Consider the following 21,920-nt stretch of genomic DNA (forward strand, 5'->3'; position numbering starts at 1 on the left):
TGTAAATACATTTGGGCAATATAATTTTTAAATAAACTCAAATAAGATAGTCAACCCTATTTCCGCAGAGTATATTAAGGTTGGAATCTTTCCTTAATAAGTTTTTTATCGGAGATTTCATTCCCGGTGATCTCAACATATTTGACATCAGGTTTGAGGTAGGTACCGCCTGTAATGTATACTAATATATTTTTCAATACAGATTCTTGTCCATTGATTTTTGTCCGTATTATATACCTATTATCTTCGCCAGGCATTAGATACAGATCCAAATTTTTATAGGAAACAATGATGATCTTAAATATTCCTCTTCTTTTATCTACCAATTTTGATTTAATTCCATAGGCAAACTTTCTCTGCACATTTGTCAGCTGAGATATCTTGCCACCTTCTTCATAATCAATCCAATAGATTTTTATTGGGTCCTTAATATTAATTTTGCCATTTTCATCGTAATTCACTTCATAGATGACAGTATTTTTATCCATTGTCCTCTGCAAATAAAATAACATGTTTTTATTTGAAGGTGGAATAGGCATTGGATCATACATCGGAATGATCTTTTGAGTGAAAGCCAGCATAGGCAAAAATACCACTATTAAATAGAGAACTAAAATTGGCTTAAAATTGCCAGAGATCATCATATTACCATGTTTTTTTTAAACTAAGCAGAAACAATAAAATTAAAAACAATTTTATCTACTAGTTCGATCAAATTTCTTTAGCACAAAATCAATTAGTTGATAGTAACTTTCTGATACTTTGTTGAAAAAAGTCACAAATAGCTTTGTTACATTATCAAGATTGAGATTACTATCGCTCATTGCTCTTCTGGTGAGAACAAAACCGAATACACCCATCACAAAAACAGGAATCCATGGAGCTGCCCAAGCTGCTACAACTTGACTATCTGCCGACTTCTTCATGGCTGTATATAAGACCTGGTAAACCATGTAAAATAGGATGGCAACTAGTAATGGATACCCAAATCCTCCCTTTCTTACGATTGCTCCCATCGGTGCTCCTATAAATAAAAATACAATGCAGATGGCAGCAAATGCAAATTTTACATTCATTTCAAAAATATGTCTGATCCTGGATTCATTTTCAGCATCATAAATATTGTTTTGTAATTCGATAGTGCTCTGTGCACTTTTAGCTAATGAGACTGAATAGCTCAAACTAGCTAATTTATATTTTTCATTGACTTGACTTATCAAAGGAGTGCCATTCTGAATGGTGGGTGCTTTTAAAAGGTCTTTTGCAGTAATAGAATTTATCTTTATAGCAGGAGTAGATATCGCTTCCTTTCCAACTGAAGAAGTTGATTTAATATTTGAATTATCTTTCTGAAGATTTTTTTGAATCCTGCCAATTCTTTTCAGATATTGCTCAGATGTATCTACTGAAGGAAAATATTGCCTGTCAATATTATTCCTGCCCTGATCAAAACTAGTATAGTTGGATGACATCTTTGTCTTTAATGTAGATGTAGCACTTGCCATCATAAGGGATGATGCAGTGCGCATCCTAGCATCTATAGAATCAACTGCAGTAGCAAGTTGGGGAATACTCAACATCGTTTGATGTGTCTTATATAAATTAGGATCAGTCTGAGTAAAGTCGAACTGACTCATGTCAAATATCTTGGTATACTCTTTAAAATTTGTCCTAACAAATGGATAGGAAGCATTTGACCCACCTTGACTGGCAACCTCCTGGTATTGATGCCCATCATACATTTTTATTACAAAAAGACCCTCCGCAGCTTCTGTGTACATTTCACCTTTCTTGGCTGTAATCAGATTTAGTTTATCCAATTGCTTTTGGTTATCATAAATCATAATTCCACTTACATTCCTGTCGTCTTTCGCTTTGTCTGTCACTTTAATGACAAACCCAGTAAAATCATGGTTGAAAACTCCTTTTTGAATACTAAGTGTAGGCCTTTGATTTTTAATGTCGAGTAAACGGGACCTGTATTTTAAGTTAGCCACAGGCCAAAGAAAGTTTGAACATGCAAAACTAAGTACTCCGATTAAACTGGCCATGATCACCAATGGCCTCATGATGCGCATCAAAGAGATTCCTGCAGAAGTCATACTTGACAACTCATATCGCTCTGCATATCCACCCATCAACATAACGGAACTCAGCAATACCGCAATTGGAAAAGCTATTGGAAAAAATGATAGTAGAAGATAGAACAGCAATTCGAGTATGATCAATACTCCTACACCCTTTCCGACAAGTTCATCCACCCAAACCCAAAGAAATTGCATAGTCAACACAAACAACGCAATAAAGAATGTTACGATGAATGGAGGAATAAATCCTCTGATAATCATTTTGTCAATGGTCTTCAAGCCTGTATTAGGTTTCTATTTAAGTGCAAATAAAACAAAAAATTCAGTCATTTTTTAAAGACTTAGAATAGCATGCGGTTATAACAACGTTAAACTTCATAGATAGTTAATATTCTTTAAACGCATTGCAATGTTATGTAACTTGTATGATATATCAAATATTTATATATAAAATAAGTAATTATTCTACTTTTGCCCAGCCATATTAAGATTCAATTTGAACTAAATTGATTTTCCTTCATTAATAAGGCAATCAATCGAACACTATTATACATGAACAAAAATACTGATACAATAAATGATATAATCATTCCTTTCGAAGAATATGATCTCGAGAACGGTCTTCATGTAATTCTTCATAGAGACAATACAGCACCTCTGGTAGCAGTTTCAATGATGTATCATGTGGGTTCGAAAAATGAAAATCCGGAAATGACTGGATTTGCACACTTTTTTGAACATTTATTATTTGAAGGATCTGAGAATATTCCAAGAGGTCAATTTTTTAATATTGTTCAGAATGCAGGTGGTACTATGAATGCCAACACTTCAAACGACAGAACTTTCTATTACGAATTATTTCCATCAAATCATCTTGAAACAGGTTTATGGTTGGAATCTGAGCGTTTACTGCACGCCAAAGTAGATCAAACCGGAATTGAAACCCAAAGATCTGTGGTGAAAGAGGAAAGAAGACAACGATATGACAACAGGCCATACGGAACCTTGGTAGAAGAAGGCATGAAACGCGTATTTAAAAGTCATCCTTATAATTGGTCTGTCATTGGATCAATGGATCATATTGACGCAGCTCAGGAACATGATTACAAGCATTTTTATGACACTTATTATGTCCCTAACAATGCTGTATTATGCATATCAGGTGATTTTGAGGTAAATGAAACTAAAGAGCTAATACATAAATATTTTGGGTTAATTCCGAAAGGAGAAAACGAAGTATATAGACCCGATATAATAGAACCTGATATAGAAAATGAACTCAGAGATACTATATTCGATAATGTTCAACTGCCGGCAGTCGTTCACATTTATCGAATACCTGGTTATGCAATAGGTGATTATTTCGCTGTAAAACTTCTTTCAGATATGCTTTCCGGAGGTGCAAGTTCAAGATTGCATAAAGCTTTGGTTGATGAGCAACAGAAAGCTGTTTATACAGGCTCTTTTCCTTTCGACCTTGAACATCCCGGAGTTGTTCTCCAATTTGCTATTGGGAATATGGGGATTTCGGTTGACGAACTAGAGAAAGCTATGGATGATGAGGTGATAAGTATTCAGAATCAATTAATGGATGAAAGAGAATTTCAGAAATTGATGAATCAGACAGAGACCCAACTGGTTTATGAAAAGTCTTCCCTTCTGGAAATAGCTGAAGGCCTGTCAACTTACTATACTTATTTTAAGAATACTTCAATGTACAATGAACAGCTGCAGCATTTTACAGCAGTGACAAGAGAGGACATCCAAAAAGTTGCAAAAAAATATTTCAAAAAAGAGAATAGGGTAGCCCTTCACTGGTTGCCTAAATTAGAAGAAGAAGCTGCCATTTAAAAGAATATGAATATAGTAGATATACACGAATTTAGAAAGATACAACCAAAGCCAACCACAGCGCCTCAAATTAAATTTAAAGAAGCTGAGTATGCGTCATTACCTAACGGTCTGCAGTTAATAGTAGTCGAAAATAATAAATTACCAAGAGTTAATCTACAATTGTTTATTGACCATGGTCTGACAAAGCAGGGCGCTAAAGCAGGAGTTGTTGAGATAACCGGGCAAATGCTATCAACGGGGACATCTTCAATGAACAAATCATCGTGGGATGAGCAAGTTGATTTCTATGGAGCTAGCGTTGCCACAACGCCAATTGGTGGTTATGCTTCATCATTAAAGAAACATTTTAGTTCAGTTATAGGATTATTTGCAGATGCTATTTTAAATCCATCATTTCCTCAAAGTGAATTTGATAATATTGTCAGACAGTATCAATCAAATATTGCAGCTCAAAAAGGAAGAAGCCGATGCAATAGCCTCAAATGTTTCAAAAAAAGTTACATTTTTTCATGAGCATCCCTATAGCGAGGTCGTGACGGAATCATCTCTCAAAAATATATCTCTGGAAGATTGCATTAATTATCATAAAGTCAACTTTGTTCCAAATTGCTCATACCTTATATTTGAAGGTAATATTTCGCTGGTTGAGGCAGTAATTTTGGCAAATAATCATTTTGGAAGTTGGAAAACTTCCAACTTTGAAAAACAGATTTTTGATAATTCTTTTCCACAAATTCAACAAGATGTAAATTTTGTCAATAAAAAAGGTGCAGTCCAGTCGCTAATTGCGATCACATACGCTCTTAATTTTCAGCCGTATAATAGCGATATGGTTGCCGCTAATCTTATGAATAGTATTCTGGGTGGATATTTCTCTAGTAGGTTGAATCTAAACTTACGTGAGCAAAAAGGATTTACTTATGGAATCAATTCAAAATTACAAAATGATGAAAATATAGGTTCATTTTTCACATCAGTAAATGTGAGAAACGAGGTGACAGGGCAGGCAATAAAGGAAATTATAGGCGAAATAAGGAAACTAACAGAAGTTAATATATCTGAGGAAGAACTTTTGCAGGTTAAAAATGTGATCAGTGGAAATTTTTCCAGATCAATTGAGGATCCAAAGACAATTGCTAAGTTTGCCCTGGCAATCAAGAAATTTGGATTACCGGATGACTATTTCACCACACACCTTCAAAAAATAGCCTCAGTATCTATTGAAGATATCTATAATATGGCACGTAAATACCTTCAACCTGACAATTTGCATATTATTGTAGTTGGGAATGAAGAAGAAGTCATTGATCAATTAGCGGAAATCGCAAAGCCCAACCCTGTTAAAATCTATGATTTCGAGGGCAACCAAATTAATTCATAATAGCATAAAATTCATCTTTTGTATACAATAGGACATTTACCAGGCACAAGAGCAATTCAAGAAAGTCAAACTTTACAATCCAAAATTGCATTTTTTGATAAGGAATCAGATTTACTAGAATTCCGACTTTCACCGAGTGAAAATGCAATGGAATTGGCTGAAGAAGCATTATTAAGTGGAAAATGTGATGTCTTTTGCTTAGACCTTTCTGGTATTAATGGTCAACCAAAGGATGAAATTGTTATTGCTGCATTATCACATAGAGATACTAAGTTTGATATTCTTATTTATAAAGAAGAAACAAATAACAATAATATTCATATCAAACTAAATGATAATGCGCGTGTATGTGTTATTGATGAAAGAGCTGAACTTCTTGCAAAGTCATTATTTCCCGAGTGGAATATCACGATTATCGATACTGAAATTGTGGACTTAGAGCGATTAATGTCAATATATGATGGTATTATCTTGCCAAATGAGCATGAAGCAATAATAGGGAAGAATTTGAATCATTTTGCCTCATTTCAATTTCATCCAAAGGAATTTATCCCAAATGCAGCACAAAACGTAACTGCGTATTTGATTAAAAGGGCAGATGGGGAACTTAGGAAATTGCTGTCCAAGATACATGTATCAGAGGTGTCACAAGCCACAAACATTGAAAGAACAATACAAACTGATTTGTCGAATAAAGGGTGGAAATCATTGGCCGTATACTGCGTTGTCGATCATAATTCACATTATCACGTCTATGTATGTGGTCTCAATCCTGAAAATGGATCCTTCCATAGGACACGTTATTCTTCAAGTACATCAGAAAATATAGTCACTAATGTGTTCGAACAATTATCAAAGAATGTTTAGATTTGTAATATTCTTCACAAATAATATCATTGTTAATCTGAATATTTAAATTTGAACGCATTAAAACTCCTGTTATTTCTATTCTTCTTACCAAACATTATTGGAGCCCAGGTTAAAATGCCTGTTATTGGCGCATCTTATTATTATCAAATGGACAAGTCTCCCGATAAAAAGACGCTACCGGCCAAAGGAAATGTCAAATTTTGGGACTATGGCCTTTTGGCATCTCCGTATATAATCAACTATAAAACTAGTTCACCTTCCAAAGAAAGTTTTATCCCAAAAGGAAGCAGTTTAGTTTTCAAATCTTCAAATGATCAAAGTTATTTTTATAACATAACTAAGACCAACCTTGGTTTGACAGGATACGCTGGGAGTGACTTCTTCGAAATAGGTTATAGATCTAACATAGAATACACAAACTCTTTTAAAGAAAATCTTTCAGGTCTGAAAATGGGTAAGCTTTTGACTGAAGTATCCGAAACTTATATCGAATTTGGGATTGATAATTTGAAAGATGCATTTTTAAAAAAACTGCCAGTATTGCCTGATAGTATAAGGTTGAATGTGCTCATCACCAGAAAGAACCGGGTAGATGGTGTAGGAAAACTTTTTCTTCCAGATATTACCTTGTCTCCCTGCACAAGGATCACAAGAGAAGAGTCATATGATTATACGATAGATACTAAAACCGGTAACTACAAGTGGGTGGATGCTTCTACATTATTTGCTGACAACATAAATGATCTCCCTTCATCTAAAGTGGACATTTTGTTTTATTCACCAAAGTATATATTTCCTGTTTTAAAGTTATCTACAGATGCTAGTCACGAAACTGTCTTACGAGCGGAATATATGGTTCCTGATAAAACTGCATTACTTAAAGACAAACCCGCCGGACTACCTGACATTACTCTATTTCCCAACCCGGCATATACAAAGAACATCAAAGTAGAATTCTCTAATATACCAGCAGGCCGGTATACGTTTAAGATGTATTCGCTTATCGGTAAATTAGAGAAATCTACTCCGTACTACATCAATAATTCAAAATTTGATATTGTCGATATATCAGATTTGAAACCAGGAATCTACATTTATGCATTGGTTGACGGAACAGGCAAGATAATTCAATCGAAAAGGCTGACAATTATTTCTCCTTAAAATAATTCAGCTTGAGTTTATAAAGAAAATAGATGTGTTTCTAAAAATTGGTATATAAATCGATTATTCGACAAGCGGCCCTAGAGCAGTATTAACATAATGATGAAACAAAGCGCACAATGAAAAAATGTTATCGAGTTTTATTCGTACTAATATCAATTTTAAATACTGATGTATCAGCACAAAACTTGACAGATATAGATACTATATTATTCAAAAGTGATTCTACAAAAATTCTATTTACTAAGTTTGGCAACCTCAACCTATCAGGATATATTCAAGCCCAATACCAAAAGGCATCCTCTGAAGGAGTAAAAAACTTTTCCGGTGGAGACTTTAGTGAATATTCTGACAACAGAATTATGTTGCGTAGAGCTCGCTTTAAAATTGATTATTTATATTCTGGAGATAAGATGCCAATTGTCTTTTTTGCACTGCAAGTAGATGCCACTGAGCGAGGAGTAGTGGTGAGAGATATGTATGGACAATTGATAGACCATAAATGGAAAAAAATCTCCTTATTTATGGGTTTATTTGCCAAACCTTTTGGCTTTGAAACTAATCTAAGTTCAGGTTCGAGAGAATCACCTGAAAGAGGTAGAATGAATCAAATTCTCTTTCCAAGAGAACGTGATATGGGAGTTATGCTCAATTATCATTCTTTACTTAATCAAGGAGCCTGGTATGATAAAATAAAAGTCTCTGTTGGATTATTTAATGGTTCTGGTCTTTACACTACTTCAGAACAAGATAATTATAAAGACATCATCACCAGGATTCAGTATTTGCAATTAAAATTATCACCAAAATTGTCACTGTCAGCTGCGGCATCAGGATATCTTGGTGCAATAAGAAGTAATAATGAGCAAGTCTACAAGTTTAAAAATACTGGCTTGAGTTCGACAAATGAAACATCAAATATAGGCAAACGTATAGATAGAAAATATTACGGAGCTGACATCCAGCTTAAACTTAAGCATGCTTGGGGTGCATCTGAAATAAGAGGAGAGTTTATAAAAGGAGTGCAACCAGCGAATAAAAACTCTACCTTTACTGCTATATCTTCATCTTCAGAACCTGTGTACATAAGACCATTTGCAGGTGCATATTTTATATTCCTGCAAAATATCATCAATACTAAACATCAGGTCATGATAAAATATGATATTTATGATCCTAATACCACCTTTGGTAGTAATTCATCGATGGATCCTTCAAACTACAATTTAAGTGATTTGAGATATGATACATGGGGATTTGGATATTGTTACTACATGAATAAGCATTGCAAACTAGTTATCTATTATGATTGGATCAAAAATGAAGCAATAAAAGCTATAAGCTCAGATCTTAAGGACAATATACTTACTGCCAGGCTGCACTTTAGTTTTTAAGTACTTTTATTCAGGTTTCGGGGTTAGAAGTAAGAAGTTAGAAATGAGAAGTTAGAAATTAGAAGTAATTTAAGCTGTAACCCTTTGCTTCCAAAATAAAAAAGATAAACAGAATTATAAAATTTTAAAAGTTAAACACAAATGCCATTGAGTAGATTTCTCGCTTTTGAGGGGGCCAAGAGGGAGTCTTTGAAAATCAGATTATAATTACTTAATTAATAGCACTTTAATTACCTCAAAATCTTTAGTTCATTTTGTTTTTCATGCTCTCTAATCGCGCTACTATAGTATCATAGGTTAATTTAAATTTCGCCGGATTCTTCTCCATCTGATATAATTTTTTATAAAATTCAGTGGTGTCAATTTCGTGTGCTTTTAATAATTGTATGGTAAGTTGTGTTCTTAAACTGTCTTTACTTCCGGTTTGTACTTGATTTGCTAATCCGTTTACTAAGTATACTTCGGCAAGTATATCAGCAAATTTTAAATCAGATTTTGATAATTCCGGAGTAGACTTAGAACAGGAAGTCAAAAACAAAATACTAAAGAAAAAGAAAGTAATTTGCTTCATACCGGTAAATCCTTTGGGGCCTTTGCAGCATTAATTCTTGCATTCAAAAGGTCTATTTCTTTCCAATCATCGACATCAAATAGAATCTCAGTGAAAGAACATGTTGATAGTGACACTTGTTTATTCTGAATAATAGAAACAAACTCACTTATGCCATTATTATGTCCAAACAGAAATGATTTATCATAATTATTATCAATACTTTTGATCTCATCGACAATATTATCCACAGATGCATGATACAGCTTTCGAAGAAGACTTAAAGGAAGACCCATAAAAATAGGTGTAAAATAAGAATATGTTTCTTTCGTTCTTTTACTAGTGCTACATAGACATATTTCAGGTTGGATGCCAATACCTTCTAGATAACGAGCCATGCGTCCGGCGTCTTTTTTTCCTCTTTCATTAAGAGGCCTTTCATGGTCATCCAAATTGAGGTCTTCCCATGATGATTTAGCGTGACGAATCAAATAAATGGTTTTCATACAGAGATGTTTCTTAACTTGCCTGATTAAATATGGAGTAAAGGTATTTATTGAGAACCAATAAAAAGTATAAATTTTAAACTAAAGTGGGTATTTCTTTATTTCATTGTCATCCATTAATTTAATCAAAGGAACTATAAATCTTAAGAAATAGAGTTTTTAATTAATTTCAATCAATAATTTGACTAATAAATTTAAAATTTCAGAATTTGAATCATATTTTTCAGCAACTATGCTTGAAGAAGGATTTGATCTCAGTCAAAAGAGAAGTGACTGGGACATCGATGAGAATAAAGGGGTTACAAAGGCGACCTATAACGTAATTGGATTAAAGCCTATTCATGTCACATTAAACAAAACCAAACATTTAGTTTTAAATTTTCATTGCGACTGTACTCATTTTAAGACAAATAAGGGATGTAAACACATCACCGGATTGCTGTATATAGGACAAATTAAGACTGTAAGGTTAAAACCTGTAAACGAACAACGGAAGGTTGGTTTCGAAGAACTTTTTGATGTACTGAATGCCGACGAACTGGGAGGATTTCTAAAATTCTACGCATCCAATAATCTAGCATTCAACAAATTATTTAAGCAATATTTTAGCTATAAATTCATTCAGTATGGCCTGAGTTTTAATGATTATTTCAATCAGATCATCCAGTCACATATGGATGTAAGAGGTAAATACAGCATAAAGTCCAAAAAACTGATTTGCCAAATATTTGAATTACATTTATTTAGAACGGATCATTTGCTTAGAAATAATGACTGGTCAGGTGCGCTCGACATCATCGAAGTGATTATTAACAGAATTTATCAATTGGACTTTAAAGAACCAGCTAAAAATATTGAATTTATAGTAGAAAAATCACATAACAATTTAATGGCTATAGCCAGTCAAACGATTGCGCCTTTACTGAGGAGGAAAATCACTAAAATTTCTATTGAACTTATTTCATTGCGCAACTACAACTACTTCAAACATGACAATGCGGTAGAGCTTGCACGCATAAATCTGGAACAGAACTTTGAAATCGTAAAAAATTTGTTGGAAGAGAAGATATCTGTGAGTGACGGCGAAGAAAAGGCCCAATGGCTGTTCCAATTATATTCATTTTTAACCTCTACCAAAAACTTTAATCTGGTTGAATTTTATAGCGACTACATAGACAATGAAGATAATATCACCGGCTTCTTAGAAATTATTGAACGAAATAATTTTCAGGATGCCAATGTGGATAGAATTCTGGAGATAAAGATCCTCAAAATGACAGGGGATGAGTCATCTGAACTAATACTAAAACTAGCAGCTTATCTGATTTCTGCTAGTAAGGATCAATTGTACGGAATGTTGTTCGAACATATTTATAAAGATACAATGGATGAAAACGAATTAAATTCAAAAATTTTGATCAGTATCGCTGCAGACAATCCCAAAATCGCTAAACAAATTTCTCTATCAAAATATTTCAAAAAGGACAAAGGGGAGCAGGTTCAATTATTTTCGAAGATCTTATTCAATGCGGGAAAGTTGAAAGAATTGATGAGTTATCTTCAAAAATACGGTGATCTTGAAGCTGTAATGCCGATAATGGTTGCTCTGTTCCAAAATAATGCTGAAACAGCTCTTGATCTTCTGAAAGAAAAATTGGGGCAATATCTGGATGCACATGTAGGTAGCCAGTCAAATCAAATGTTGGAAGACATAATAAAAGATCTGTCAAAAGCTATGCTTAATGACGAAATTGAAGAAATAATGGAATACGTATTATCAAATTATGGTAATCGAAAAAGTTTGATCAAAAGTCTGAGAAGTTTTTCATATCTATAATCGCACATTATGAATTTCAGTTTTTGGATGGTCGGAAAGACGAATTCATTAGAATTTAAAGATTGGGAGAATGATTTTTCAAAAAGGCTCAATAGTTTTATAAACTTTAACGTTGAGACAATTGATAATATCAAGCATTTGAAAGATGCAGAAATAATAAAATTGGAAGAAAGTAAAAAAATCCTTTCAAAATTGAAAAAAGAAGATCATTTGATATTACTGGATGAGAAGGGCAAATCTTATACAAGTAGAGCTTTTGCAGAGAGTATTCAAAAGCTTTTAAATATAAGCGGATCAAAAAGAATAATCTTTCTTGTTGGTGGGGCATTTGGTTTCCATTCTTCTGTCTACGATAGAGCTGATGGCAAAATTGCGCTTTCAGAAATGACTTTCTCACATCAGTTGATCCGATTAATCTTTATGGAACAACTTTATCGTGCTTTTGCGATTATTAATAATCATCCATATCACAACGAATAATATATTTCAATGAATTTATCTATTACGCTCATATTTATAATCGCCTGTGGGATTGTCTCAGTCATGGCTTTTTCCAGACCTCAAATGCTTAGCAAATGGATCGGTTGGCCATACAGAATGAAAAACAATAATGAGTACTATCGTTTATTGTCTAGTGGTTTTGTGCATGCGGATTACATACACCTCATCATTAATCTATTCGTCTTGTACCAATTTGGTACAATTGTCGAGATGACATTCATTGAAGTTTTCAGTGACCAGGGTCGAGTATATTATGCCTTATTGCTTTTACTTGGCATCGCTGTACCAGATCTGATCGATTATTTTATACATAAAGACCATCCTGAATATAGAAGTTTAGGAGCTTCTGGTGCGGTCTCTGCCGTGCTATTCTCCTATGTTTTATTCAATCCTTGGGCTAAAATATATTTGTATGGCATCATTCCAATATATACTATAGTCGCAGCTTTACTCTATGTGATATACAGCATTTATCAGGACAAAAAAGCCAATGATAATGTCAATCATATGGCGCATTTGACCGGAGCGGTCTTTGGCTTTGTCTTTACTTTGATGCTCAAACCGGGACTTTGGAATTATTTTATTGAAGAGGTGATAAATGGAGCGAAGGCGTTGATAGGGTGATAGGGTAATCAGTAATCAGTAATCAGTAATCAGTAATCGGTAATCAGTGATCTGTAATCAGTAATCAGTGATCAGTAATCGGTAATCGGTAATCAGTAATCAGTGTAATCAGTAATCAGTAATCAGTAATCAGTAATCAAAAAGTCTAAAATTATAGGATCTGTTTCATCTGCGCGCAAATTTTAATCACCGATTAAAATCCCTCTTTGCAACTCAAAAAAATTAAATTATATCAATTATGCAATAAATATATAGCTATTTTCATATTGAAATACACCCAAACCTTTGTGAATCTCTGTGTTACATTTTCTTATACGGAATGGACATTTAAGAAAATCCAAGAAACTTCCACTTCAATTAAACCTATCTTTTCTTTCAATTGATACATTACCCTCTTAAAACTCAATTCTAATCAACTTAGGTACTTTGTTAAATTCAAAAATCAGCATATTATTCTCAAAATTGAATGTTGTCTGATTTGAATCAATATTTACACTCTTAGGAACGGAATTATTTAAAAATAACTTAAAAACATATTTCTGAATCTTAGAGACATAACTCCCGTCAGAAGTGCAATGGATCTCAATACTATTGTCAGCATATAAATATTCAAAATCTATCTGAACATATTGACCTTCTTTGTATTCATAGCCATCGAATTCATCCAGGTACATCACACTTTTCATCTTAGAAATTTCTGTAAAACCACACCATAACTCAACTTCAGTGATCGGTTTCTGTCCGGTATATTGCATCACAGGCCAGATCGGGAGCACATGACCACCAACTAACAAAGCCGGGGCCACTTGGAAATCATTCTTTATAAAAACCAAATTACCACCTTCAAAATATTGCCCTGATCCAAGATGGTAAAAATCACCTTTAGGAAGATCCACCCATGAGCCACTTTGTTTTGGCTCCATTACTGGAGTTACTAAAAGAGCATCGCCAAAGTAAAATTCATCAAATTGTCGCTTTTTTGATGTCTCATCCCAATGAATGATGGATAAAGGCCGAATCATTGGAATACCGGATTCAGAATAGGATTTAAATGTTGAATAAATATAACCCAGGAGCCTATAACGCCATTCTATAACAGATCTGGCAGCATTGGTCCACTCATCTCCATAAGACCATGGTTCCTGATCTCCGAAATCCTTGGACGAATGTGTCCTATAGAAAGGGTGGAACAAAGCCAATTGCAGCCATCTGACATAAAGTTCACCGTCAGGCTCACCTACAAAACCTCCTACATCACTCCCAGTAAAGGAAAATCCACTGATACTCAACATTTGGCATTGATAATTAGCTATTTTCAGATGTTCCCAATTTGCTGCATTGTCTCCGGTCCATACAGAAGCAAATTTCTGCCCTCCGGCATATGTAGATCTTGTAAGCACGAATGGTCTTTTGTTTTTGACAGCTTTGGCACCATCAAATGTAGCTTCTGACATCCTCATCCCATAGATATTATGACCTTCGGAAAACAAACCCGGATGCCCTTCAAAATCCATCACAACATTATCATCAAAAGTCCGCTGTGTCTGAATCATGTCGTCTTTATTGAATAATGCCGGTTCATTCATATCATTCCAAACACCGTCAATACCGCTATCAAACAATTTTCTAACATGCTCAGCCCACCATTTCCTTACCTCATCTCTTGTAAAATCTGGAAAGTGGCAGTAGCCAGGCCATACAGGCCCTATATAGTTTTCACCTTCAGCATCTTTTACAAAATAATCGTTCTCCATACCTTCCACATAGATCAGATAATCAGCGTCTATCTTTATCCCGGGATCAATGATGGCAACTATTTTAAAACCTGATGATTCTAGGCTATTCACTAAGTGGGGAGGATTAGGAAATTTTTCTTTATCCCAGGTAAACACTCTGTAACCGTCCATATAATCAATGTCCAGGTAAAGACAATCACACGGAATCATCAATTTTCTAAATTCAACAGCGATATGTGAAATAACAGCTTCCGGTACATATGACCATTTTGACTGATGATAACCAAGTGCCCACAATGGCGGCAATTCCGGTGTTCCTGTCAATAAAGTGTATTTTGTAATAACCTCAATAGGAGAGGAGCCAGGAATAATAAAAAGGTCAATCATACCTCCGGGTGCTGAAATAGTTAGGTTGTCATCCGAAGCTCCAAAATCAAAATTTAACTTAAAGGTATTATTCACGAATATTCCATGACATGCTGAATCTGTCACAGATATGAAAAAAGGTATATTTTTATATAAAGGATCCGCCGCATATGGATAAGCGTAGGTATCGGTTCCCCAGTTCATTAATTTTCTTCCTCTGAGATCAAGTGTGAGCGGCTTATCTCCAAGGCCGTAGAAAGATTCAGTTTTATTTATCTTCCTTTTCAGCTCCCAACTTCTTTGCTTTAAATCATCTAATTTTGGATTGAAATCAACCCTATAATCTTCATAGAAGGTAGACAGAATCTTAGTTAGATGATCAGCTGAAGGTACTGATAAGGTAAAATCTTTCCCAAAAACATTAAAGTCTCTTTCTGTAAAATTATCTTCAATGCTGGAGAAATGTAATCTTAAAATATCTCCATTTGCGTAATGGATGGCCGAGCGGATAGGCTCTTTGTTGTCTTCATTGTCAATATTTTGCTCAGAACTGTCCACATTTATATTTTTTGATTCTACAATTTTACTCTTTAATCTTTGAAAAATACAATTAGTTTAAAATAATTTGAAGCACACTCATTCCATATATCCAATTCTCAAACGTCATAATAGCCTCTCCATTATTTATATCTAGCGTCTAGAGTCTAGTTTCTAGAATCTAAGATTAATCGTTTACCATCTAAATCTAGTATCTGACCTCTCACTTCTGACTACTGACCTCTTACCTCTGACCTCTGACCTTTGATTTCTAACCTTTTTTCCTACCTTCACCCCATGAAAATAAAGTTTGCCATCATTGGCTTTGGCCACATAGGCAGAAAACATTACAATACTCTTTTGGGGAATGCGGAGGCAGAAGTTGTTGCTATCTGCGATCCATACTTAGAAGAAGAAAGCATAGACGGAATTCCCGTTTTCAAGGATATTGAGCAGATGCTGATCTCAATACCGGAGATAGATGTGGTAAATATCTGCACTCCAAATGGGTTGCATGCCGAACAATCTATCATCTGTATCAATGACGGGAAACATGTTGTTGTAGAAAAACCCATGAGTCTCACTAAGAAGGATGCTGAAAATGTCATATTTCATGCGCTAAACAAACACGTAAAGATCTTCTGCGTCATGCAGAACAGATATACTGCCAACGCACAGTTTCTAAAACATTTGATAGTAAACAATCAATTAGGAAATGTCAAGGAAGTCGTGGTCAACTTATTCTGGAATAGAGATAAGCGATATTATTTCTCAGGAGAAGGTTTGCAACATGCGTGGAGAGGCAATGCAAATATGGATGGAGGTCCATTATTCACACAGTTTTCGCACTTTGTTGATCTGATTTACTGGCTATTTGGAGACCTGAATATCACCTCTTCTCAGATCTCCAACTTAAGTCATGACTATGTCCCAGACATCGAAGACAATGGAATATTTACTTTTAAGACAGCAGAAAAGGCATCCGGTAGTTTCAGATATTCAATAAATGCCCCAATTACAAACGTTGAAAGCTCAGTGCTCATAAGTGGAGACGCAGGGGCAATAAAGGTATCAGGTCAATACCTTGAAAATATTGACCTGTACCATACATCTCATCCAATTGAAAATCCTTTCCAGCCACTTGACAATACCAAAACTCATAGTTTAGTCATCAACAATGTCATCGACGTCATTCGGACGGGTGTTGACATTAGTACGAATGCGATGGAAGGGATGAAGGTGGTGGATATAATTGAGGAGGTGTATAAGATGGCGAGGAGGTAGGGAGTATATTCTACAAACTCAATGCTAGACACTAGACCGAGGAGGATTGAAATTATCGTTTATTGATCTTTTTCTGAATCACGATTGCCTGCCAAATAAGGCAGATATTTAAAGGATTATATTAATTACACAGATTTTTCCGAAGTAAAAAATCATAAATTCGTTGCAATATTCCTTCAGAACCTTATTACCGATTACCCATTACTCATTACCCATTTCTAATTCCCCTTCAACCTCTTCACCACACCCCAAAAATACATCGAAACTTGTGGAGAAAAATCAAACTTGATCGCAATTGCCCAGAAAAGCAAGGTAAATATTCCGGAACGGACAATTATCTGCACATAATTATTATCTCCGGCAGGGATGAAATAAACCATTGTGCCAAGACCGATTGTAATCATTAGGATATAAAGGTCCTTCATCGTAAATGGCCAGATGCCAAATTTTTTCTTTACATACCACAGCTTGAAAACATTGAATAGGGTCATGGAGATCAAGGTAGCCAGTGCTGCACCGCTGATGCCCATGCGATGGATGAGCACATAATTAAATACAGTATTCAGAAGACCAAGGATCATGACTGAATAGAAATTGAATTTGTAGTATTTGCTATAACCGATGATCTGACTATTGAGACCAGTGGCCATATCGAAAAGTTTAGCTAGTCCGAGGAAAACAAATACCATGAATCCTGAGCGATAGGCATCTCCATTGGCCATTAATCCATAGATCGACTCCATATTAAACATGATGCAGGCAGTCAGGAAACATCCTAAAAGCAACATAATAGTGGAGGAAGATTTATAAATGTGGGCCAATTTCTCTTCATTTTTCTCCCCAATATATCTTGCAACTAATGGCCCTGCAACTGCGATAATTGCCACGATAGGCATATTAATGAAGTTGGCGAGATTGTAGTGTGTAGCGTAAACTGAGATAAATTCCAAAGGCGGAAGAATGGCCTTGATCATGATAATGTCCAAATAATTCACCAGCTGAGAACCAAATGCACCAAGGATAGCAAAAAATGCATAATTGGTGATACGTTTGACCCGATCATTATTTAGAAACTTAAAGTTGATCGTGAAGCTGTGACGACGCAAATAAAAGGTATAAATTAGTAATAGAATCAAGGCTAGAAGATAGTTTCCAAGCAGGCCTATCATCACAGTCTGGATGGATATATACCCCAGCACATGCAGCCCAATAAGTAAGGGCAACGTCAGTTTTAACAAGAATTCCTTGAAGAGCGCAGGTATTATGACCTTGGTGAAGTTGTTAAGATAGACATCTATCAAGGCGCAACCTGCCTGCAGGATTGTCAGCGGCAAGATGTAACCAAAATATTTGTTGTACTCTGCCTTTCCTGAATAGAAAAATTTCGACATCCAATCACCACCAAAGAAAAAGGCCAAGGCAAACAATGCCGACCCAAAAAGGTACATGGAAAATATGACACTCAGAAAACCATTGTCTCTCCGGTCATCTGTCCTGAACTCCTGATAATTGTTGATGGCTACAGCACCAGATCCAAACATAAGAAATGGTGTAAACATCAATGATGTAGTCAGTATAAACATGCTCAATCCATGCAATGGCATATCAAGCGGATAGATGAAAAGTGTGCTCAAAGTCCCTATTATGGAACCTGCAATACTGATCAGAATCCTGACAATGGATTGTTTGCCGGGAGAATTAAACAAGACCTAAACCGTATTTTGCTCTTTCCGCATCTTTACTTCCTGGAATATTGCACCCAGCAGCATCAATATCAGAATGATAGAACCAATCTTGCCCCATGTTTGACCGGCATAATAAGAAGATGGCTCAAACTTCATTTCCAAAGTATGTTTACCTGCAGGAACTTCAATTCCTCTCAACACATAATTGGTGCGAACCAATCCTTCCTTTCTCTGTCCATCTATATACACATGCCAACCTTTAGACTCTGGGTAGTATACTTCTGAAAATATAGCAAATTGAGGACTTGCTGCCTCATAAGTGTATGTCATATCATCAGGAATGTACTTGGTCATGGTGATCTTTCCGTTTGGATCAAAATTAACCCTTGGTGACTTAATGGAAGGAGTGAAGGACTTATTTACAACTGCTTTATAAATATTGGCAGTGTCGCCCAGAGATTTAAATTCCTGGTCAGCGCTATCAACAAATTTGATATCTCTTGCGAACCAGGCATTGCCCATTGCTGTAGGATTTTTTTGAACACCTAAATTAGCTTTATCACCGCCAATTATGTATTTAGTATTCAACATTCCAAATACATAAAGATAATCCTTGGGATTAGAAAGGTACTTTTCGATGACATCCTGATAGATACCCAGTTTGGCAGAATGATATCCTCCTGCACTTTTATGGAAATTGCTTAGAAATGCATCCTGAAAAGGATTGGTACTAAAATCAACTACCCTAAAACTAAGATCCTTGTCTTGCATGATCTGAAGATCAACAGGTCTTGGTTCTTCCGCCGTGGTCATATCCGAATTGGGCACAAAACGACTGTTGGGGAGATATCTTTTATCTACAGTGACGAGATCAATTAGAATCAATGCAGGAACAATTAAAAGTGCTAAACCGGGCTTCCATTCGTTTTTGGCATATAAATAAAAGAATCCACCTATAGCCAATACAAAAAACAGTGCTCTCCACACATCAGATCTAACGGATGCAGCTCTGTCTTTGTGCAATGCAGAGATAAGATCCGGAAAAGCTTTTATTTGTTCATCCACACTTCCTGACAAATTCACCATCCAACCTTGCCAAAAGCCGATCAATAGAATCACACCCATTGGAATGAGCGTCATTTTTATAGCTTTTATTTGAGATTCTTTGTCTAATGCAAAAAATTCTCTTAGTCCAAATAGGCCGATAAGCAACAACACCATATGACCTAAATTGATGGCCATAGAAACTGCCCGAAACTTATTAAATAGTGGGAAGTGATCAAAGAGGAAGTAGTTAAATGCCGGAAAATATTTCCCCCAACTGAGGAATACAAGAAATACTAAGGACCCAAGTCCCCACCAGCGCATCCAACTTTTTGTGCTAAAAAAGCCCAAGAAAAACAAAAATACCACTCCGATGCCCCAATACCAAGCGCCACCAGTAAAGGCTTGTTCTCCGAAATATTTTGATGTCGCTTGCGCCAATTGATTGGCCTGATCAGAATTATTTAAAGCTTGGAGCGCCCTCATAGAGTTAGAGTTTTCATCCTGTACGAAAAATTCATTACTTGGACCTCCAAGGATATTTGGAATAAAATGCGTCATGGATTCCATTACGCTTAATGACCACCCAAATGCATATTCCTTGTCCATGCCCTGAGCGACTTTACCATCTTTTGTAATCAAAGATGCGCCACGTGTTGTTTCTTCAGAATATTCTTTAGTGGTTAATAGTTTAGGTAAATTGGGCAAAACTCCTACAATAGCTGAGGCTCCAAGCAAACCTGTGGCAATAATAAAGGTTCTGGCTTGTTTTGTTCTGATCATATGAATACCTATTCCAATGACAAAAAATGCCGCAAGGAAAGCATAGTAAAAACTGATCTGCGGGTGATTGGTCATTATCTGTAAATTGACAAAAAGAGCAGTCAAAGCAGAACCTAACAGGTATTTTCCCTGATATAACAGCCACATAGCGCCTATCGTAGGGGGTAGTAAAGCCAAGACCATGACTTTATTCACGTGTCCTGTGCCAATAAGGTGGATAAATGATGTACTTAATCCAAATAATAAAGCACCCGCAAGTGCATATTTCCAATTAAATCTGAAACATAGCATCATCAAATAAAATCCTATACTGCATGCAAATAACAGACCGGTCGGGCTTGATATGCCTTTGGTGAGCTGCATGGCAGAATAAACAAATCTTGGAACGAAATCAAAAGTATGACCTCCACCTCCATAGATCTGAAAGGATGGCATACCGCTAAACATTGAATTGGTCCATAGAATTTCCCTGCCTTCTTCAGCCTGGTATTTTCTAATCTCAGTTTGCATACTGAGTGAGTGTTGAACGTCACTCTGTGGAAGCACTTTATTTTCTGCATTTTCAGGTAAAAAATAAAAAATACTGAAAATGGCTAAACCAAGTATGACCGCAAGATGAGGCCAAATCTTACCAAAAATTTGTTTCATATTATAGAGAATTATATGCCAAAGATAAATCTATCCTTGGTATTTGGCAATTTGGCTTTATTTTTGTTCAAAAATAATTTATTGACTCAGCCATTTATCTCTATTGTTACAGTTTGCTATAATGCTGCCAGCGTTCTTGAAGGTACTATTCAGAGTGTCATAAATCAGTCCTGTGATGATATTGAATATATCGTCATAGATGGAGCTTCCAAGGATGACACCTTGAATATTATTGAGGAATTCTCTCCACACATTTCAAAATGGATCACAGAACCTGACAAAGGCATTTATGATGCTATGAATAAAGGCATCGAACTTGCCACCGGAAAATATATCTGGTTTCTAAATGCAGGCGACAGGACATTTGATGATAATGTAGTAGAAAAATTAAAAAAATTATCGGAAGAGAATGATGTACTTTACGGTGAAGTTATGATCGTAGATGATGCAAGAAAGTATCTTGGTACTCGTTCAGAAATTACAGTACATAATCTCCCTGATCACCTGACGCGTACAGATATGGTAAAGGGCATGATCGTCTGTCATCAAGGATTCATCCCGCGGCTTTCAATCGTTCCAAAGTTTATTCCAAAGAATCTAAGTGCTGATATTGATTGGGTCATCCGTATTTTGGAGAAAGCAAAGTCCACCCGCAAAACAGATTTTAACATCGCAGAATACCTCGCCGGAGGAGTCTCTAAGAAAAAATGGCAACAATCGCTCAAAGATCGATTTAAAATATTAAAAGCTCATTTTGGGCTTGCAAGTGCTATTTATAATCACGTCTTAATAATCGGTAGGGCAGTGGTACACAAACAAAAGAGGAGAGGAAAGGAAAGTTATTAAAATAATAGGTTTTAGGACATCAGGATAAGAATAACATAAAAAGTTGTAGTCCTCGCTAAAGTCAACATATAGTAAATGTTAACTTTTCAAATTAGTTAATTGCTCATCATCCTTACAAATGGCTAAAAAAACCCTGATAAGGGTTGAATAACAATAGCCCCGAGTGAAACTCGGGGCTGAAGTAGGACGCTCTATCAACCCTGAATTGGGTTGAATATTTATTTAT

Annotated in this window: 18 protein-coding genes; 11 read left to right on the plus strand and 7 right to left on the minus strand. The window is 35.5% G+C overall.

The annotated features are described in order from the left end of the window. Positions 1-74: 74 nt before the first annotated feature. Both IPI15_RS05445 and IPI15_RS05450 read right to left on the minus strand, forming a co-directional pair. Positions 75-644, minus strand: a complete 570-nt coding sequence (locus tag IPI15_RS05445) for a DUF4833 domain-containing protein (RefSeq protein WP_287401263.1) — start codon at positions 642-644, stop codon at positions 75-77. Positions 645-695: 51 nt separating this feature from the next. After that, positions 696-2,366 carry an LptF/LptG family permease gene (locus tag IPI15_RS05450; protein ID WP_287419422.1) on the minus strand — a complete coding sequence of 557 codons (1,671 nt, stop codon included), beginning with the start codon at positions 2,364-2,366 and terminating at the stop codon, positions 696-698. Between the two features lie 273 nt (positions 2,367-2,639). On the opposite strand from IPI15_RS05450, the gene IPI15_RS05455 reads away from it, so the two are divergent. From IPI15_RS05455 to IPI15_RS05480, 6 genes are all read left to right on the plus strand, one after another. Further along, a complete protein-coding gene (locus IPI15_RS05455; RefSeq protein ID WP_287419423.1) occupies positions 2,640-3,938 on the plus strand; it encodes a M16 family metallopeptidase in 1,299 nt (432 codons plus the stop codon). 6 nt (positions 3,939-3,944) lie between these two features. Beyond that, entirely contained in the window at positions 3,945-4,454 is a 510-nt protein-coding gene (locus IPI15_RS05460) for a peptidase M16 family protein (protein ID WP_287419424.1), read from the plus strand. Next, on the plus strand, positions 4,360-5,322 hold the full coding sequence (locus IPI15_RS05465; protein ID WP_287419426.1) for a M16 family metallopeptidase: 963 nt from the start codon (positions 4,360-4,362) through the stop codon (positions 5,320-5,322). Before IPI15_RS05460 ends, IPI15_RS05465 begins: the two co-directional genes overlap by 95 nt. Before the next feature lie 18 nt (positions 5,323-5,340). Continuing rightward, positions 5,341-6,189, plus strand: a complete 849-nt coding sequence (locus IPI15_RS05470; protein WP_287419427.1) for a hypothetical protein — start codon at positions 5,341-5,343, stop codon at positions 6,187-6,189. 51 nt (positions 6,190-6,240) lie between these two features. Next, positions 6,241-7,353, plus strand: coding sequence for a T9SS type A sorting domain-containing protein (locus IPI15_RS05475; RefSeq protein WP_287419428.1), 1,113 nt, complete (start codon positions 6,241-6,243; stop codon positions 7,351-7,353). Positions 7,354-7,472: 119 nt separating this feature from the next. Continuing rightward, positions 7,473-8,747 carry a putative porin gene (locus IPI15_RS05480; protein ID WP_287419429.1) on the plus strand — a complete coding sequence of 425 codons (1,275 nt, stop codon included), beginning with the start codon at positions 7,473-7,475 and terminating at the stop codon, positions 8,745-8,747. A 244-nt stretch (positions 8,748-8,991) separates the two neighbouring features. On the opposite strand, the gene IPI15_RS05485 is transcribed toward IPI15_RS05480, so the two are convergent. Both IPI15_RS05485 and IPI15_RS05490 read right to left on the minus strand, forming a co-directional pair. Continuing rightward, positions 8,992-9,318 carry a DUF4296 domain-containing protein gene (locus tag IPI15_RS05485; protein ID WP_287401270.1) on the minus strand — a complete coding sequence of 109 codons (327 nt, stop codon included), beginning with the start codon at positions 9,316-9,318 and terminating at the stop codon, positions 8,992-8,994. After that, entirely contained in the window at positions 9,315-9,803 is a 489-nt protein-coding gene (locus IPI15_RS05490; protein WP_287401271.1) for a SixA phosphatase family protein, read from the minus strand. The genes IPI15_RS05485 and IPI15_RS05490 overlap by 4 nt, the downstream gene beginning before the upstream one ends. Positions 9,804-9,984: 181 nt before the next feature. On the opposite strand from IPI15_RS05490, the gene IPI15_RS05495 reads away from it, so the two are divergent. Genes IPI15_RS05495 through IPI15_RS05505 form a run of 3 tightly spaced genes read left to right on the plus strand, consistent with a single transcriptional unit; the run spans position 9,985 to position 12,765 of the window. Further along, positions 9,985-11,640: a hypothetical protein gene (locus IPI15_RS05495; RefSeq protein WP_287419431.1), complete on the plus strand. Its 1,656-nt coding sequence runs from the start codon at positions 9,985-9,987 to the stop codon at positions 11,638-11,640. A gap of 9 nt (positions 11,641-11,649) precedes the next feature. Then, positions 11,650-12,120, plus strand: coding sequence for a 23S rRNA (pseudouridine(1915)-N(3))-methyltransferase RlmH (locus IPI15_RS05500; RefSeq protein ID WP_287401273.1), 471 nt, complete (start codon positions 11,650-11,652; stop codon positions 12,118-12,120). A 9-nt stretch (positions 12,121-12,129) separates the two neighbouring features. Beyond that, the gene (locus IPI15_RS05505; RefSeq protein ID WP_287401274.1) at positions 12,130-12,765 is read left to right on the plus strand and encodes a rhomboid family intramembrane serine protease; all 636 of its coding nucleotides are present in this window, start codon (positions 12,130-12,132) and stop codon (positions 12,763-12,765) included. A gap of 395 nt (positions 12,766-13,160) precedes the next feature. On the opposite strand, the gene IPI15_RS05510 is transcribed toward IPI15_RS05505, so the two are convergent. Continuing rightward, entirely contained in the window at positions 13,161-15,425 is a 2,265-nt protein-coding gene (locus IPI15_RS05510; RefSeq protein WP_287419432.1) for a TIM-barrel domain-containing protein, read from the minus strand. Positions 15,426-15,701: 276 nt separating this feature from the next. On the opposite strand from IPI15_RS05510, the gene IPI15_RS05515 reads away from it, so the two are divergent. Then, positions 15,702-16,688 carry a Gfo/Idh/MocA family protein gene (locus IPI15_RS05515; protein WP_287401276.1) on the plus strand — a complete coding sequence of 329 codons (987 nt, stop codon included), beginning with the start codon at positions 15,702-15,704 and terminating at the stop codon, positions 16,686-16,688. Positions 16,689-16,906: 218 nt separating this feature from the next. Here IPI15_RS05515 and IPI15_RS05520 read toward each other — a convergent pair whose 3' ends face one another. Both IPI15_RS05520 and IPI15_RS05525 read right to left on the minus strand, forming a co-directional pair. After that, positions 16,907-18,394 carry a lipopolysaccharide biosynthesis protein gene (locus IPI15_RS05520; RefSeq protein ID WP_287419433.1) on the minus strand — a complete coding sequence of 496 codons (1,488 nt, stop codon included), beginning with the start codon at positions 18,392-18,394 and terminating at the stop codon, positions 16,907-16,909. A gap of 3 nt (positions 18,395-18,397) precedes the next feature. Continuing rightward, on the minus strand, positions 18,398-20,848 hold the full coding sequence (locus tag IPI15_RS05525; RefSeq protein ID WP_287401278.1) for a putative glycosyltransferase family protein: 2,451 nt from the start codon (positions 20,846-20,848) through the stop codon (positions 18,398-18,400). Between the two features lie 15 nt (positions 20,849-20,863). Here IPI15_RS05525 and IPI15_RS05530 point away from each other — a divergent pair, with 15 nt between their 5' ends. After that, a complete protein-coding gene (locus IPI15_RS05530; RefSeq protein ID WP_287401279.1) occupies positions 20,864-21,694 on the plus strand; it encodes a glycosyltransferase family 2 protein in 831 nt (276 codons plus the stop codon). Positions 21,695-21,920 lie beyond the last annotated feature (226 nt).

Source organism: Candidatus Brachybacter algidus, assembly GCF_016707225.1.
Taxonomy (GTDB): Bacteria; Bacteroidota; Bacteroidia; order Chitinophagales; family Saprospiraceae; genus Parvibacillus; species Parvibacillus algidus.